Origin of the sequence: Mesorhizobium sp. Mes31 (assembly GCF_024519675.1) — a bacterium.
Lineage (GTDB): Bacteria > Pseudomonadota > Alphaproteobacteria > Rhizobiales > Rhizobiaceae > Mesorhizobium.
The window spans coordinates 21,782-36,694 of record NZ_JALJRL010000031.1 but is presented as its reverse complement, the minus strand read 5'-3'; the positions used below and the strand labels follow the sequence as shown (position 1 = coordinate 36,694).

Annotated in this window: 17 protein-coding genes; 12 read left to right on the top strand and 5 right to left on the bottom strand. The window is 61.8% G+C overall.

All coding sequences use genetic code 11. The features are described from left to right. The first annotated feature begins 26 nt into the window (after positions 1-26). On the top strand, positions 27-1,181 hold the full coding sequence (gene cydB / locus NR193_RS31630; protein WP_256754590.1) for a cytochrome d ubiquinol oxidase subunit II: 1,155 nt from the start codon (positions 27-29) through the stop codon (positions 1,179-1,181). A gap of 23 nt (positions 1,182-1,204) precedes the next feature. Beyond that, positions 1,205-1,336: a cytochrome bd-I oxidase subunit CydX gene (cydX, locus tag NR193_RS31625; protein ID WP_256754589.1), complete on the top strand. Its 132-nt coding sequence runs from the start codon at positions 1,205-1,207 to the stop codon at positions 1,334-1,336. A gap of 28 nt (positions 1,337-1,364) precedes the next feature. On the opposite strand, the gene NR193_RS31620 is transcribed toward cydX, so the two are convergent. Together NR193_RS31620 and NR193_RS31615 are read right to left on the bottom strand one after the other, a co-directional pair. Then, positions 1,365-1,694, bottom strand: a complete 330-nt coding sequence (locus NR193_RS31620) for a rhodanese-like domain-containing protein (RefSeq protein WP_256754588.1) — start codon at positions 1,692-1,694, stop codon at positions 1,365-1,367. Between the two features lie 109 nt (positions 1,695-1,803). Then, positions 1,804-2,247: a helix-turn-helix transcriptional regulator gene (locus NR193_RS31615; RefSeq protein WP_256754587.1), complete on the bottom strand. Its 444-nt coding sequence runs from the start codon at positions 2,245-2,247 to the stop codon at positions 1,804-1,806. A gap of 80 nt (positions 2,248-2,327) precedes the next feature. On the opposite strand from NR193_RS31615, the gene NR193_RS31610 reads away from it, so the two are divergent. From NR193_RS31610 to NR193_RS31570, 9 genes are all read left to right on the top strand, one after another. Continuing rightward, positions 2,328-2,714 carry a DUF302 domain-containing protein gene (locus NR193_RS31610; protein ID WP_256754586.1) on the top strand — a complete coding sequence of 129 codons (387 nt, stop codon included), beginning with the start codon at positions 2,328-2,330 and terminating at the stop codon, positions 2,712-2,714. Positions 2,715-2,747: 33 nt separating this feature from the next. Beyond that, entirely contained in the window at positions 2,748-3,095 is a 348-nt protein-coding gene (locus NR193_RS31605; RefSeq protein ID WP_256754602.1) for a carboxymuconolactone decarboxylase family protein, read from the top strand. Between the two features lie 350 nt (positions 3,096-3,445). Beyond that, on the top strand, positions 3,446-4,678 hold the full coding sequence (locus NR193_RS31600) for a septal ring lytic transglycosylase RlpA family protein (RefSeq protein WP_256754585.1): 1,233 nt from the start codon (positions 3,446-3,448) through the stop codon (positions 4,676-4,678). Positions 4,679-4,782: 104 nt separating this feature from the next. Further along, on the top strand, positions 4,783-5,949 hold the full coding sequence (locus NR193_RS31595) for a D-alanyl-D-alanine carboxypeptidase family protein (protein WP_256754584.1): 1,167 nt from the start codon (positions 4,783-4,785) through the stop codon (positions 5,947-5,949). An 85-nt stretch (positions 5,950-6,034) separates the two neighbouring features. Next, complete coding sequence (tmk, locus tag NR193_RS31590) at positions 6,035-6,709, top strand: dTMP kinase (protein ID WP_256754583.1); 675 nt, start codon at positions 6,035-6,037, stop codon at positions 6,707-6,709. Further along, positions 6,706-7,761, top strand: a complete 1,056-nt coding sequence (locus NR193_RS31585; RefSeq protein ID WP_256754582.1) for a DNA polymerase III subunit delta' — start codon at positions 6,706-6,708, stop codon at positions 7,759-7,761. Before tmk ends, NR193_RS31585 begins: the two co-directional genes overlap by 4 nt. 89 nt (positions 7,762-7,850) lie before the next feature. After that, positions 7,851-9,404, top strand: coding sequence for a methionine--tRNA ligase (gene metG / locus NR193_RS31580; protein WP_256754581.1), 1,554 nt, complete (start codon positions 7,851-7,853; stop codon positions 9,402-9,404). After that, entirely contained in the window at positions 9,404-10,198 is a 795-nt protein-coding gene (locus NR193_RS31575; RefSeq protein ID WP_256754580.1) for a TatD family hydrolase, read from the top strand. The genes metG and NR193_RS31575 overlap by 1 nt, the downstream gene beginning before the upstream one ends. A 3-nt stretch (positions 10,199-10,201) precedes the next feature. Further along, on the top strand, positions 10,202-11,020 hold the full coding sequence (locus NR193_RS31570) for an MBL fold metallo-hydrolase (protein ID WP_256754579.1): 819 nt from the start codon (positions 10,202-10,204) through the stop codon (positions 11,018-11,020). A gap of 13 nt (positions 11,021-11,033) precedes the next feature. Here the strand turns inward: NR193_RS31570 and NR193_RS31565 are convergent, their stop codons facing one another. Both NR193_RS31565 and NR193_RS31560 read right to left on the bottom strand, forming a co-directional pair. Continuing rightward, positions 11,034-11,795 carry a GNAT family N-acetyltransferase gene (locus NR193_RS31565; RefSeq protein WP_256754578.1) on the bottom strand — a complete coding sequence of 254 codons (762 nt, stop codon included), beginning with the start codon at positions 11,793-11,795 and terminating at the stop codon, positions 11,034-11,036. Between the two features lie 653 nt (positions 11,796-12,448). Continuing rightward, the gene (locus tag NR193_RS31560; protein WP_256754577.1) at positions 12,449-12,709 is read right to left on the bottom strand and encodes a DUF1127 domain-containing protein; all 261 of its coding nucleotides are present in this window, start codon (positions 12,707-12,709) and stop codon (positions 12,449-12,451) included. Between the two features lie 126 nt (positions 12,710-12,835). On the opposite strand from NR193_RS31560, the gene NR193_RS31555 reads away from it, so the two are divergent. Next, entirely contained in the window at positions 12,836-14,353 is a 1,518-nt protein-coding gene (locus NR193_RS31555) for a winged helix-turn-helix domain-containing tetratricopeptide repeat protein (RefSeq protein WP_256754576.1), read from the top strand. Between the two features lie 99 nt (positions 14,354-14,452). On the opposite strand, the gene NR193_RS31550 is transcribed toward NR193_RS31555, so the two are convergent. Further along, positions 14,453-14,845 (bottom strand): GFA family protein, encoded by a 393-nt coding sequence (locus tag NR193_RS31550; RefSeq protein ID WP_256754575.1) that lies wholly within the window; start codon positions 14,843-14,845, stop codon positions 14,453-14,455. Between the last annotated feature and the right edge of the window lie 68 nt (positions 14,846-14,913).

Below are 14,913 nucleotides of genomic sequence, written 5' to 3'. Positions count from 1 at the left end.
ACCGGGACCTGCAAGGAACAACGACGATGATCGATTTCCTCTTTGATTACGAAACGCTGCGGATCACATGGTGGGTGCTGCTTGGCGTTCTTTTGATGGGCTTCGCGGTGACCGACGGCTTTGACATGGGCGTGGGGGCGCTGCTGCCCTTCGTCGCAAAAACCGATATCGAGCGGCGCGTTGCCATCAACACTGTCGGACCGGTCTGGGAAGGCAACCAGGTCTGGTTTATCCTGGGCGGCGGCGCCATCTTCGCTGCTTGGCCGGCGCTCTACGCATTGAGCTTCTCGGGCTTCTACCTCGCCATGTTCCTGGTATTGTTCGCGCTGATCCTGCGGCCGGTCGGCTTCAAATACCGCTCCAAGCGGGAGGATCCCCGCTGGCGATCGAACTGGGACTGGGCGCTGTTCATCGGCGGCGCCGTGCCGGCGCTCATCTTCGGGGTGGCGGTGGGCAATGCGCTGAGAGGCGTGCCGTTCCACTTCTCCACCGACCTGCGGCCATTCTATGAGGGCACCCTGTTCGGCCTGCTCAATCCGGTGGCGCTTTATTGCGGCCTGGTTTCGCTGACCATGCTTGTCATGCACGGCGCGGCCTGGCTGACATTCAAGGCGGAAGGGCCGGTGGCTGACCGCGCCCGTGTCATCGGCGGCAAGGCCGCGCTTGCCACCGCTGCCCTGTTTGCCGGCGGCGGGGTGCTCGTCTGGCTCGGGTTGCTCGGCGGCTATGAGGTGACCAGCGCCATCGTCTGGGATGGTCCGTCCAATCCGCTCGGCAAGACGGTGATCGCGAATTCGAGCGCGTGGCTGCGCAACTTCAATGCCACGCCGGTCCTTTGCCTGGTGCCGGCGCTCGGCATCGTGGCGCCGCTGGTCGCCGCGGCCGGTTTCCGTGCGCGTCGCGAAGGCCTCACCTTCCTTGCATCGAAGCTTGGCGTGCTCTGCATCATCGCGACTGTCGGCCTGGCGATGTTTCCGATCATCCTGCCGTCAAGCAGCAATCCGGGCCATTCGCTTGCCGTGTTCGACGCATCCTCAAGCCGGGCGACGCTGCGCAACATGCTGATCGCAACGGTCATCTTCCTACCGTTGGTCCTTGCCTACACAGCCTGGGTCTACAGCGTGCTTTGGGGCAAGGTCAGCGAAACCTCGGTACGCGGGGCTGGTTCATCGGTGTACTGAAACAGAGATCGGAGATCGCAACGATGTGGTATTTTGCCTGGATCCTCGGCCTCGGACTGGCCGCCACGGTCGGCATCCTGAATGCCCTCTGGTACGAGTTGCGCGCGGTTCGCGCGCAACCGTCAGAACAAATTGAGCACTTGGAAGCACCGTGACACGCCGGCGCGAAAGCGCCGTCGCTATTCAGTTCGCCAACGGGAAACCTTGCGCACGCCAGGCGCTAATGCCGCCGCCCATATGCGTGTCGTGCGGCTGTCCTGCAGCCATGGCGAGGGCAATCGCTTGCGATGACCGGCCGCCGGAGTGGCAATAGAACACGACGGGTTTGTCGGATGGAATTAGGTCCATCTTGTCACGCAGCTTGCCCAACGGAATATGCATGGCGCCGGCTATATGCCCAGACGCCCACTCGGCGTTCTCCCTGACATCTACAAGCGTGACGGCGTCACCCACCTGACGCACTTGCGTGGGTGTCAGCGTCTTGGCTGCCGAGCGCGCTCCAAATCCAAACATTGCACTTCTCCTGTTTTTCCGGAGGCGGCATGCTGTTCCGCCTTTGAGATTTTCGAAGCCTCTTGCTCAATTTGACCAAGCGAGCGACAGCGAGCGTCTATCGCCTCGCTTATCGTCGGGGGCAGAAAGCCGAGTGAAGCGCTTCGACGACCGTAAGCACTTCTGGCCGCGTGATGCGGTAGTAGACGGTCGTGCCATCGCGGCGCGACTCAACCAAACCGTCAGCACGCAACCGCATGAGTTGCTGTGACATCGGCACTTGATCGATGCCCAGCAACTCGCGCAGTTCCGCGACGGAGCGCTCATCTTTCCCCAACGCGCAAAGGACCAGAAGCCGTTGCGGATGGGACAGGCTCCTGAGCAGGTCCGCTGCCTTTCCCGAAGCCGGGATCATCTGCTTTACATTCATACTCTTGAATTTAAAATCTTTGAATGTTAATTGCAAGCCCATCACTCGGTTCGCGAGCGGTGGAGCTCTTGCCGGGGATTTCACGGTCAAGACCGCCACCATCACCGAGATTAAGGCCGTGTACGGCCAGGTCGAGAGCCGCATGATCGTCCCGGCACGCGTACCAGCCCAAAACGACCGACGAACCAACCTCGGTTCCCGCCTGAACCAGCAAGGACAAGATCATGAGCTACTATTTTTCCAAGACGTTGGACACCAGCTTCGATGCGGCGGTCGAACACACGACGGCCGTTCTGAAGGATGCCGGCTTCGGCATCATTACCGAGATCGACGTCAAGGAGACGTTCAAGAAGAAGCTAGGGATCGACTACCGCAACTATCGTATTCTTGGAGCCTGCAATCCCAAAATGGCGCTTGAGGCGCTGTCGATCGAGGACAAGGTTGGTACCATGCTGCCTTGTAACGTCATCGTTCAGGAACTGGGCGAAGGGCAGGTGGAAGTCGCGGCGATCGACCCGGTTGCCTCGATGGCTGCGATCGAGAACACGGCGTTGCACGGCCCGGCCGAGCAGGTGCGCACCATGCTCCGGGGCGTGATCGAAAGCCTTTGAGTTCAACAGATTGAAATGCCTGGGGATTTTGAAATGAACCTAGACTGGAAGGCGTTCACGAACGAGTTGTCGGGCGGGCTGCGCGAACTGCGTGGCGGGACGCCTGAGGTGATGAAGGGATTCTCTGCCATCGCACAGGCAGCGCTGAAGGCCGATGCACTGGACGTCAAGACCAAGGAGTTGATCGCCCTTGCCATCAGTGTCGCGATGCGCTGCGATGACTGTATCGGCTTTCACGCCAAGGCTGCCTTCGACAGAGGCGCAAGCCGCGAAGAGGTCCTTGAGACCCTTGGTATGGCGATCTACATGGGCGCAGGGCCGTCAGTCATGTACGCGGGCCACGCAATAGAAGCGTTCGATCAGTTCAGCAATTCGGGCTGATGAGGTTGATTCTCAACCGGTATGCCGACGGCTCATGATCACGCCTTTCGTGCTCGACAAAGCCTTGCCAACTGGCAGACCCGATGGAAGGTGGACCCGGGTTGCGCAGCATGTGGAACGACATGACGCAGTCGAACGGAAAAGCCGTTCCTCCCCAGGGCGCTCAACGCAGTGGAGGCGCCACAATCTTGCCCGGTTCCGGCCACAATCGATTAATACGGTGATAAACAATTCCTGCGCACAAAGGATCGGGGTTCAAGGCGTCGTTGGTATTCGTCGAGTGAGTGCTTTGGCTCCTCGGATAGTCAAGCAGCGGCGTCTCAGTCGAGACTGTAGGGGACATCAGGAAAATGCAGGCTATGACGCACCCGCGTCTTCGTCGCGCTGCTACAGTCGCGTTGTTCGCCATGTCGGCTGCCTTGCTCGCGGCTTGCGCGTCGCAGCCTGAACCGAAAGCGATGGTCTACAAGAAGACCCGCTCCAAGGAATATTTCTCCGAATCCGAATACGGCGTGAAGGCAAGCCCGCGTGTCACCTTCAAGATGGCTGGCCTGCAACGTGGCGGCGGCCGTGACCAGCTCGGCAAGCCCTATCAGGTCCGCGGCAAGTGGTACTATCCCAAGGAAGACAAGCATTACGCCAAGGTTGGCCTGGCCTCCTGGTATGGCGATGCCTTCCACGGCCGGCTTACAGCCAACGGCGAAGTCTACGACATGACGCACCTGACGGCGGCGCACCCGACCATGCCGCTGCCAAGCTATGCCCGCGTCACCAATCTCAAGACCGGCAGTTCGGTCATCGTGCGCGTCAACGATCGCGGCCCTTATCACGAGGGTCGCATCATCGATGTGTCGGAGCGCGCCGCCCAAATGCTTGACTATGCCAACATCGGCACTGCCGAGGTGAAGGTCGAGTATGTCGGCCGTGCGCCGCTCGACGGCAATGACGACCAGTATCTGATGGCTTCCTATCATCCCGGCAACAGGGCGCCGGATCCGTCGGATGGATTGCCGACCGGCGTCATGGTTGCCATGAATGGCCCGTCGCCAAGCCTCCCCGTCGGTGCCGCCGCCGTACCGTTTCCCGGTCAGTTGACCGATTCAGGGGCGGTTGAGCCGGTCCTGTCGGCGCAGTCGCCAGCCTTTGGCGATCTGGCGCTGCCCGATTTTGGCCCGATCGTGCCGGAGCGCCCGGAGATCAATCTGCCGCCGCAATCGCCGTTTGCCGTGGCCTCGCTGTCCTATGCGGATGAGCGCGTTCGGCGCGCCGATGTCTTTGCCGCGCTGGACGACAACGGCATGTCGCCCGCCGATATCCTGCAGTCGTGGAAGACTTCAAATTCGCGGTCGTCATCGCCCGCTTCTGACTATGTCGCCGCCGGCTCCTTCGATGACGCAGCAGAAGCAAGCCGCCTAGCCGCAGCGCTTGAACCCTTTGGCAAGACCGAAATCCAGCGTTCCGACCTCGATGGCAAGGATTGGTTCTCGGTGAACCTCTATCCGGACGGCCACGGCAGCGTGGATGATTTGTTGCAAGCGGCATGGGCGCATGGCGCACCGGATGCACTGGCTGTGCGTAACTGAACGGAAGCCGGCTCGGATTTTCAGCTACGCGGTTGATCAGTTGTAGAAAAAGCCTGATACTTTTTCCGGGCTTGCCGGACTTTCCGGCCAACGGGTCGAACATCATGTCATTTCGCTTGCTCCAGCCTTTCGCCGGGCTTCTGGCTCTTTGCCTGCTAGTGCTTTCCCTGGCTCCAGCCCACGCGCAGCTTTTCGAGACCAAGGCCACGCAGGTCTTCATGATCGACGCCGAGACCGGCACGGTGCTGTTTTCCAAAGATGCCGACAAGCCGATCCCGCCGGCCTCGATGGCCAAGCTGATGACCATGGAAGTGGTTTTCAACGCCATCAAGTCCGGACGCCTGAAGTTCGACGACACCTTCGTGGTGAGCGAGAACGCCTGGCGCAAAGGCGGTGCGCCCTCGGGAACATCGACGATGTTTGCCAAGCTCAAGTCGTCGATCCGGCTCGAGGACCTCATTCAAGGGGTTACCGTGCAGGCGGCCAATGACGGCTGCATCGTCATCGCCGAAGGCATGGCCGGATCCGAGGACAATTTCGCCGCGCAGATGACCGAACGCGCCCGCCAGATCGGCCTCAAGGTATCGACTTTCGTCAATTCGACCGGCCTGCCGGCCGACGGCCAGCAGACGACCGTGCGCGAGCTGGCGCAGTTGGCCCTGCATCTGTGGCGCGATTATCCGGATTTCTATCGCTACTATGGCCAGAAGGATTTTACCTGGAACAAGATCTCGCAGAGGAACCGCAATCCGCTCCTGGCGATGGACATCGGTGCCGATGGCCTGGCTGTCGGCGCCAGTGAGTCGTCAGGTTTCGGCATCGTCGGTTCGGTCAGCCACAACGGCACGCGGGTGATCGCGGCGATGAGCGGGCTGACCAGCGACAAGGAACGCGCCGAGGAGGCGCGCAAGCTGCTCGACTGGGGTGTTCGCTCTTTCGAGAAGACCGAAATCTTCGCCAAGGACGAGGTGGTCGGCGAAGCCCAGGTTTTTGGTGGCGCGAAATCCGGGGTGATGCTGAAGGCAAAAGGGCCGATCGAAATCTTCCTGCCGATCACCAATCGCGACAAGCTGACAGCCAGGATCGTCTACACCGGCCCGGTTGCCGCGCCAGTGGAGGAGGGGCAGCCAGTGGGCGCACTGCGCGTCTGGATCGGCGACACGCTCAGCCAGGAGACGCCGCTTTTCGCCGCCGAGTCGATCGGTGTCGGCACGCTGCCGCAGCGCGCTCTCGACGCCGTCAAGGAACTGGCGATCGGCTGGCTGCGATAGCACCGACGGCATGGACGTTTTCCCGGACGCGGACTATCTAGAGCGTTACAATCAATCCACTCATGCATGGACAAAGGCCTTTCGATTGGCGCGAGGATTTTTCATCACCTTCGAAGGCGGCGAGGGGGCAGGCAAGTCGACGCAGATCGAGCGGCTGGCGAGCAAGATGCGCGCCAAGAAATATGATGTCCTCCTCACCCGCGAGCCTGGCGGCTCGCCAGGTGCCGAAGCGGTCAGGCACGTGCTGCTTTCGGGCGCCGCCGAACCGTTCGGGCCAAAGATGGAAGCGCTGCTTTTCGCCGCCGCGCGCTCCGACCATGTCGAGCAGGTCATCCGGCCGGCGGTCGAGCGTGGCTCTATCGTGCTTTGTGATCGCTTCCTGGATTCTTCACGTGTCTACCAGGGTGTCACCGGAGGCATCGATCAGGCGTTCATGGACAGGCTGGAGGAGGTCGCCATCAATGGCATGATGCCAGACATGACGCTGATCTTCGACATAGACCCGGCCGAGGGCCTCAGGCGCGCCACGGTGCGCCGCGGCGCCGAAGCGGCAGCCGACCGCTTCGAAAAGGAGACGCTGGCCATCCATCAGGCCCGCCGGGCGGCATTTCTGGCAATTGCGGCGGCCGAGCCGCAACGCTGCATCGTCGTCGACGCATCCGCCGATCCCGATACGGTGGAGAATGTCGTCACCGCCGCTGTGTTCGCGGCGCTCGAGGCAAGAGCGCCGGCGCGCGACAGGCAGGTGACACCGGCATGATCTTCGAACGCATCGCACCGGAGCAGCACGACACGCTGGACGGCGTGCCCGAGCCATCCGAAACGCCACGCCTGGTAGGACACGCACAGGCGGCGAACATGCTGACCGCTGCCTATCGTTCCGGCAAGCTGCCGCATGCGCTGATCTTCGCCGGACCGGTCGGCATCGGCAAGGCGACGCTCGCTTTCCATCTTGCGCATCATCTGTTGAAGCACCCGGCCTTCGAGCAAGCGCCGGAAAGCCTTGCCGTTCCAGATCCGGCCTCGTCGTTGTTTCGCCAGATCGCCACCGGGGCGCACCCTTCCGTACTGCATCTGACCCGCCCGGCGAACGACAAGACCAAGAGCTTCAAGACGGTGGTCACCGTCGACGAGATCCGCAAGGTCAGCCGTTTCCTGTCGCTGACTTCGCATGACGGCAGCTACCGGGTCGTCATCGTCGATCCGGCCGACGACATGAACACCAATGCCGCCAATGCCTTGCTGAAGAATCTCGAGGAGCCGCCGGCACGAACCCTGTTCATTCTCATCGTCCATGCGCCGGGCAGCCTGCTGCCGACGATCCGGTCGCGCTGCCAGGTGGTGCGGTTGACGCCGCTCGGTGCAGACGACCTGATGGCCGTGCTGGAAACGGCCGAACCGCCGCCGCCGGTCGACCCGGCCGCGCGGGCGGCACTGGCCGAGCGGGCAGGGGGCAGCGCGCGCAGTGCGATCCTGTTGACGCAATATGGCGGGTTGGAAATCGCCGAGACGCTCGACGCCCTGGTGGCGGCAAGAAAGAGCGATGTCGGCGGTGCGTTTCGCCTTGCCGAGGCTGTTGCCGGCCGCGACCAGGCGATCCAGTTCGACATCTTCAACCGCCGGGCGCTGGAACTGCTGTCGAACGCCGCGAGCCAGGCGGCATTGGCAGGCGATCTCGCCAGGGCCAAAACGCTGTCGGACACTTGGCATGAAGCGCTGGACGCTATATCTGAGACCGACACCTACAATCTCGACAAGAAGCAGCACGCCCTGACCATGATCGACCGCCTGATTTCTGCAATGCGAATGTGACGGGGTTTCCGGCCTCGGGATGGCAATCGCCGCCCTGATGCGATATCCACCGCCACGCCTTCCATTCAGACATTCATGACGGTTCATTCATGTCACGCGACACATTCTACATCACGACCGCGATTTCCTATCCGAACGGCAAGCCACATATCGGCCATGCCTACGAGTTGATCGCCACAGACGCGCTCGCGCGCTTCCAGCGGCTTGACGGCAAGCAGGTTTTCTTCCTTACCGGCACTGACGAGCACGGCATCAAGATGCTGCAGACGGCGAAGCGGGAAGGCATTTCGGCGCGCGAACTGGCCGACCGCAACTCGGCCGATTTCCAGCGCATGGCGATTGCACTCAACGCCTCAAACGACGATTTCATCCGCACCACCGAAGAACGTCACTATGCGGCCTCGCAGGCGATCTGGAAGGCGATGGCCGCCAATGGCGACATCTACAAGGGCGGCTATGCCGGCTGGTACTCGGTGCGCGACGAAGCCTATTACGGCGAGGAAGAGACAGAGGTCCGCCCCGACAATGTCCGCTACGGGCCGCAGGGAACGCCGGTCGAATGGGTCGAGGAAGAGAGCTATTTCTTCCGCCTCTCGGCCTATCAGGACAAGCTCATCTCGCTTTATGAAAGCCAGCCCGACTTCATCGGCCCGGCCGAGCGGCGCAACGAGGTGATGAGCTTCGTCAAGTCGGGCCTCAAGGACCTGTCGATATCGCGCACCACGTTCGACTGGGGCGTGCCGGTGCCGGGGGACGACAAGCACGTGATGTATGTCTGGGTCGACGCCCTGACAAATTACATCACCGGCGTCGGCTATCCTGATGAAAAAGCTGATAATTGGCGTTTCTGGCCGGCCGATGCCCACATCATCGGCAAGGATATCGTCCGCTTTCATGCCGTCTACTGGCCAGCCTTCCTGATGTCGGCCGGTATCGAACTTCCGAAGCGCGTCTTCGGCCACGGCTTCCTGTTCAACCGCGGCGAGAAGATGTCGAAGTCGGTCGGCAACGTCATCGACCCTTTCACCATGATCGAGCATTACGGTCTCGACCAGGTGCGCTATTTCTTCCTGCGCGAGGTGCCGTTCGGCCAGGACGGCAGTTATAGCCATGAAGCGATCGTCAACCGCACCAATGCCGACCTCGCCAACGGCCTCGGCAATCTGGCGCAGCGCTCGCTATCGATGATCGCCAAGAACTGCGGTGGCGTGGTTCCCAAGCGCGGCGACCTGACGGACGCCGACAAGGCGATCCTCGATCAGGCGGTCAGCGCTCTTGCCATCGCGCGCAAGGCGATGGTCGAGCAGGGCATCCATCTGGCGCTGGCAGCGATCTTCGGCGTGGTGGCCGAAGCCGACCGCTATTTCGCCGGACAGGAACCATGGGCGCTGAAGAAGACCAGCCCGGCGCGCATGGAAACGGTGCTGTGGACAACCGCAGAAGTCGTGCGGCGCGTGGCGGTGCTGTGCCAGCCCTTCATTCCAGGGTCGGCCACCAAGCTGCTCGACCTGCTGGCGGTGCCGGCGGACAGGCGCGATTTCGTGCATGTCCACGCCGACCAAGCGCTGGTGCCTGGCACGGCGTTGCCCGTGCCGGAAGGGGTGTTTCCGCGTTACGTCGAACAGCCGGACGCGAACAGCTGATGCTCGTCGACAGCCATTGCCATCTGGATTTTCCAGATTTCGCCGAGGAGCGGGCGGCCATTGTCGCCCGCGCCAAAGCGGCCGGAGTTGGCCGCATGGTGACAATCTCGACGCGCGTGAAGCGGTTTCAGCAAATCCTTGAAATCGCGGAGACTTTCGACGAAGTCTATTGCTCGGTCGGCACCCATCCGCACAATGCAGCGGAGGAGCTCGACGTCACCGCCGCGGACCTTGTACAGCTGTCGGCTCATCCGAAAGTGGTGGCGATCGGCGAGGCAGGGCTGGATTACTTCTACGACAAAGCGCCGCGCGATACGCAAGCGCGGGTGTTTCGCAATCACATCGCCGCGGCTCGTGAGACAGCACTGCCGCTAGTCATTCATTCGCGCGATGCCGATGACGATATGGCAGCCATTCTCGAGGAAGAAACAGGGAAGGGCGCCTTCCCCTTCATCCTGCACTGTTTTTCCTCCGGACGGCGGCTGGCCGAAATTGGCGTCGCGCTCGGCGGCTACGTGTCCTTCTCGGGCATCCTGACCTTCAAGAACTCAGCCGAATTGCGCGCCATTGCCGCCGATGTGCCGCATGACCGCCTGCTGGTCGAAACCGACGCACCCTACCTGGCGCCCATACCGTTTCGCGGCAAGCGCAACGAGCCGGCCTATGTCGCGCATACGGCCAAGGTGCTGGCGGAAACAATCGGCGTCGGGGAGGCCGAGATCGCGACGCTGACGACGAACAATTTTTTCCGTCTGTTCGGCAAGATGCCGCGACCTGCCGAGCAAAGCGCCTGAACGATGAGTGACCGGCTGCGCGTTACCATTCTCGGCTGCGGCTCGTCGCCAGGTGCGCCGCGCATCACTGGCGACTGGGGCAATTGCGACCCAAACAACCCGAGGAACCGGCGCATGCGCACCGCTGTTCTGGCCGAACGGATCGCGGCGAACGGCGCTCGCACCACCGTTGTCATCGACACCGGACCTGACTTTCGCCAGCAGATGCTGCTGGCATCGGTCAAGCGTCTCGATGCGGTCGTCTACACACATCCGCATGCCGATCATATCCACGGCATCGACGATCTGCGCGGTTTCGTCCTCGAGCAGCGCCAGCTGATCGACATCCATGCCGACAGGGTAACTATGCTTCGGCTGCGGCAAGCGTTCGGATACTGCTTCGAGACGCCGCAAGGCAGTTCCTATCCACCGATCGTCAGGCCACATATCATCGACCATGACAGACCGGTGGTCATCGAAGGAGAGGGGGGTGCCCTCACCCTTGAGCCATTGCCGCAGGTCCACGGCGACATCATCTCGCTCGGTTTTCGCATCGGCGGCATTGCCTATTGCCCTGATATCAGCGACTTTCCGGATACCACCGCCGAGCGACTGCGCGACCTCGACGCACTGATCATCGACGCCCTCCAATACCGGACGCACCCGAGTCACCTGTCGCTTGGCGAGGCACTTGGCTGGATCGAACGGCTGGCGCCAAAACACGCTGTGCTGACGCATATGCATGTGCCGCTCGACTACGCCACGGTGATGGCCGAGACACCCGCGAACGTCGAGCCGGCCTATGACGGAATGGTGATTGAAACTCCTTATAAATCAGCGTGATGCGAATAGCCGCTCATGAGTTCGTTCGGCTCTTTGGTCCGAATATCAGCAGCGTTCCAATCCGCTCATAGCCCATGCGGGGATAAAGCAGCGCTCCGGCATGCGTCGCCAACAGCATCGAGCACCGCGATCCGCGCGCCCGGTCGTCATGCAACATTTTTGACATCAGCGCCTGCCCAATGCCGCGGCGCCGGTGCGAGGGCTCGACATACATGGCCGCGCACCAGGTGGCGCCGACGGCGTCTATGCTGCGCACGCGCCCGACGATAGCGTCACCATCGAGCGCCACGTACTGGCGGAACGGCGCGCTGTCGCCGAGCAGATCGGCCGCGATCGGCCGCCTGCGCACGATCTTTGCCAGCTGCGCCGCCCGTTCGACTGTCCGCACACGCTCGATCGAGATAGCGGCTGGCGGTTCCGGGATCTGACGCAATGGCTGGGCGAAGAAACCTTCCGTCCGCAGCAGCCGGTACCCGAGAGCCTTGTAGGTGGTTCGCACCGGCTGATCCGGTTCGTCACTGGCGATCACGACCGAAACAGCAAAGCTTGACCGCGCGTGCTGCCGCACGATCGCATCGGCTTCCTCGGCAGCGACATCATGGACGATCCATTCTTCGCCGCGATAGTCGCGAGGATTCTTGCGCTCGGCATCGCGCATCAGCCACAACGGTCCGACGCGGCTGGCCTCGTACGGAAAGGTGCCGCTTTTGTCGGTGCTGAAGCCATGCACGAACACTTCGATCGCCGCTTCGATGTCACGCTTTGCTGTTGTCATCCATCCAGCGTAGCGTTGGCCATCAGCTCAAGGCAACACGGATCGATCGTGCCAAGCCTATGAAAATCAGCAGCAATTTCCGGCAACAGCGTAGCGCATTAGTTCCATAATCTATCTTATGCGACTTTCTGATGTCGCGGCTAGCGGCTACGATGGCCCCACCTATCCCGGCCGTGGACCTACGTACCGCGCGGCTTCCATCCACAATGCGAGAGCAATTGCTGGGGAACGTCCCTTCACTTCACAATCGCGGCCTCGATAGCTTCCTGCCGCAATCCATACTGTCTTTGAACGCTGATAGATTTTTATGCCCCGAGCACTCGCCCAATCAAACAAATCATCTACGCTATGCCGATACACTCTCTGACCTCGCCCGTTACCTTCGTCAGACGAGCAATTTCCGAGCTTGAATATGGTTTCCAAAAATCAGAAAACCCAGCCGGCGGGAACCGTCGGGTATGTCCTGGGAGGACGCACCGTGTTGGGTCGACGCTCGTAAATTTGTGACACGGGTCATTCAGCGACTTAGAGAACCGCGCTCCGGTTTCCCGAGATCATGCGCGAGGCAGCCTCCCTACCCTATGGACTTTCGACAAGCTCCGCTGGGTGCACCGGTTGCGCTTGGGCGGCAAGCGGGCGTTCAAGATTTCGTCTCATCGTTGCCAGAAGGGCTTGGCGATTTCTGCCTCGACCTGCAGTCTCGTCAGACCGATGTCGTCGATCAAATGCGGATTATGCTTCGACATTTGCGCGAGCTCCCAGCGAAAGCGTATCCGCTCGCGCCAGGTCCGCTCGCGCCAGGTCGCGATAATGCTTCGCAGGGTCGCCAAGTGCCGGATCGGCACGTCCGCCGGCCTCACTGGCGTTCCCGGCCGCGCTGTCCGATGCGGGGCCGACGCAAGGGTATCGTTCATGGCAACCTCCATGTTGTTTTGGGGCCCAGGGCCCTCGACCTGAAAGAGGTTGAATTTTGCCGGATGCGAACAGCGCCGTAATTAAGCCTTCCCAAATAGTTCTCAAAACTTCCAAACGAGCTATAGATGCGGCCTATGCAAGGAGAGCGCTTTGCCTTTGGTCCGTTCGTGCTCGATTCCGGCGCGGCAACGCTGCTTCGGAACGATATCCCCGTTGCCGTTGGCTATCGGGGGCTAAAGCTGCTTGCGGCGCTCGTCGGACGACCCGGTGAAATCCTGGCCAAGGCCGACTTGATGGACGCGGCCTGGCCGGGCACGGCCGTCGAGGAAGGCAACCTCACCGTCCAGATCGCGCAGCTGCGCAAGCTGCTTGGCCCGGCCGCCGGCGGCGGTGAATGGATCGCCACGGTTCCGCGCGTCGGCTACCGCTTCACGGGAGCCATCGAACAACTCGGTGGCGCGAAACGAAGACCTTTGCCGCTGCCCGGCAAACCATCGATAGCCGTGCTGCCCTTCGTCAATTTCAGCAACGATCCCGAGCAGGACTCCTTCGCCGATGGATTGACCGAAGACCTGATCACCGACCTTTCGAGGATCTCCGGCCTGTTCGTCATCGCGCGCAACTCGACCTTTGCCTACAAAGGCAAGGCGATGGACGTGCGCGCGATCGCTGAGGAGCTTGGCGTGCGCTATCTGCTGGAGGGTAGCGCAAGACGCGCCGCGGAGCGCGTGCGCATCAACGCCCAGTTGGTCGATGCGGTGAGCGGCGAACATTTATGGGCGGAACGCTTTGACCGCAGCCTGGAAGATATCTTTGCCGTTCAGGACGAGGTAACGGCCAAGATCGTGGAGGCGTTGCTCGGCCGGCTGCGCGCACCGCCGCCACGCAACCGGCCCAAGAATCTAGAGGCCTACGATCTCTGCGTGCGGGCGCGCAAGCTGATCGACGACTCGCCGCAGACGGCTCGGGAAGCACATCTCATGCTCACGCGCGCGGTATCGCTCGATCCGGAATACGCCGAGGCCTATCGCTGGCTTGCCATGAACCACTGGATGGGATGGGTGCATTGGGGCGAACCCATCGAGCCAAACCGTGGCATTGCCCTGGAACTGGCGCGCAAAGCCGTGGCGATCGACCCCAACGACGCCGGCTGCCACTGGGTCCTGGCCAACCTGCTTGCCTATGAGCGCAGCTTCGCCGAGGCGGATGCGGAATTCGCCAAGGCGTTCCAGCTCGACCCGAACGAGGCCGACGCGTGGGCGACCTTGTCCGACATCGCGGTCCTGGCCGGGCGGGTCGAAGAGGGTCTCGAGCATATTCGCAAGGCGTTCCGGCTGAACCCGTTTCCGGCAAGCTGGTACTATCTGACGCTCGGCGCGGCACAATATGCGGCACGCGACTATGACGCCGCTGTCGAGACACTGCGCAGGGACGAGACTTATCGTACAAGCTCGCGCCGTTTCCTGGCGGCAAGCCTTGCCCAACTAGGCCGGCTCGACGAAGCGCGCGCGGAGGTCGAAATGTTCCTCGTCAGCAACCCGCATTTCACGACCCGACACTGGGTCGCGACGGAGCCGTTCCGCGACGCAGCGACGCTCGATCATTTCGTCGATGGCTTCCGCAAGGCCGGTCTTCCGGAGTGACGCGCCGGCGTGATCGAAGCCGCGGTCCTCGAGCATCTGGTTCGAAATCTCGATCAAGGCATGGATCTCGTAACGGCGCCTTCGCACCGCCCGTCCCACCTACTCCTCAAAGCGACCCGTGGCGTCACGGTCGCGCTCGTATCGCCTCGTGAGCGGAAACGGCGGCAACCAGGACTCGCGACGCACGATCCAGCTTTCGTAGGTTGGCATCAGTTGGTCAGGGGCATCCAAGGCTCCCAGGTGCACTTCGATCTCGTCCGCGCTGCGTGCGAAAACGGACGAGCCGCAGCGGGGACAGAAAAAACGCCCGGCGTAGTCGCGGGTTTCGCCCTCGATCTTCACCGCATCCTGAGGGAACACGGCGGCAGCGTAGAAAAGCGCGCCATGATGCTTGCGGCAGTCGAGACAGTGACAAATGCCCACCCGGTATGGGAGTCCCGACGCGACAATCCGGACATCGCCGCAAAGGCAACCGCCCGTGAATCGGTCCATGCTGCGTCTCCTCTAAAATCGAGCGGTCGGAATGGTTACAGCGTCCACGATGCTCTGCTCACCGGCTC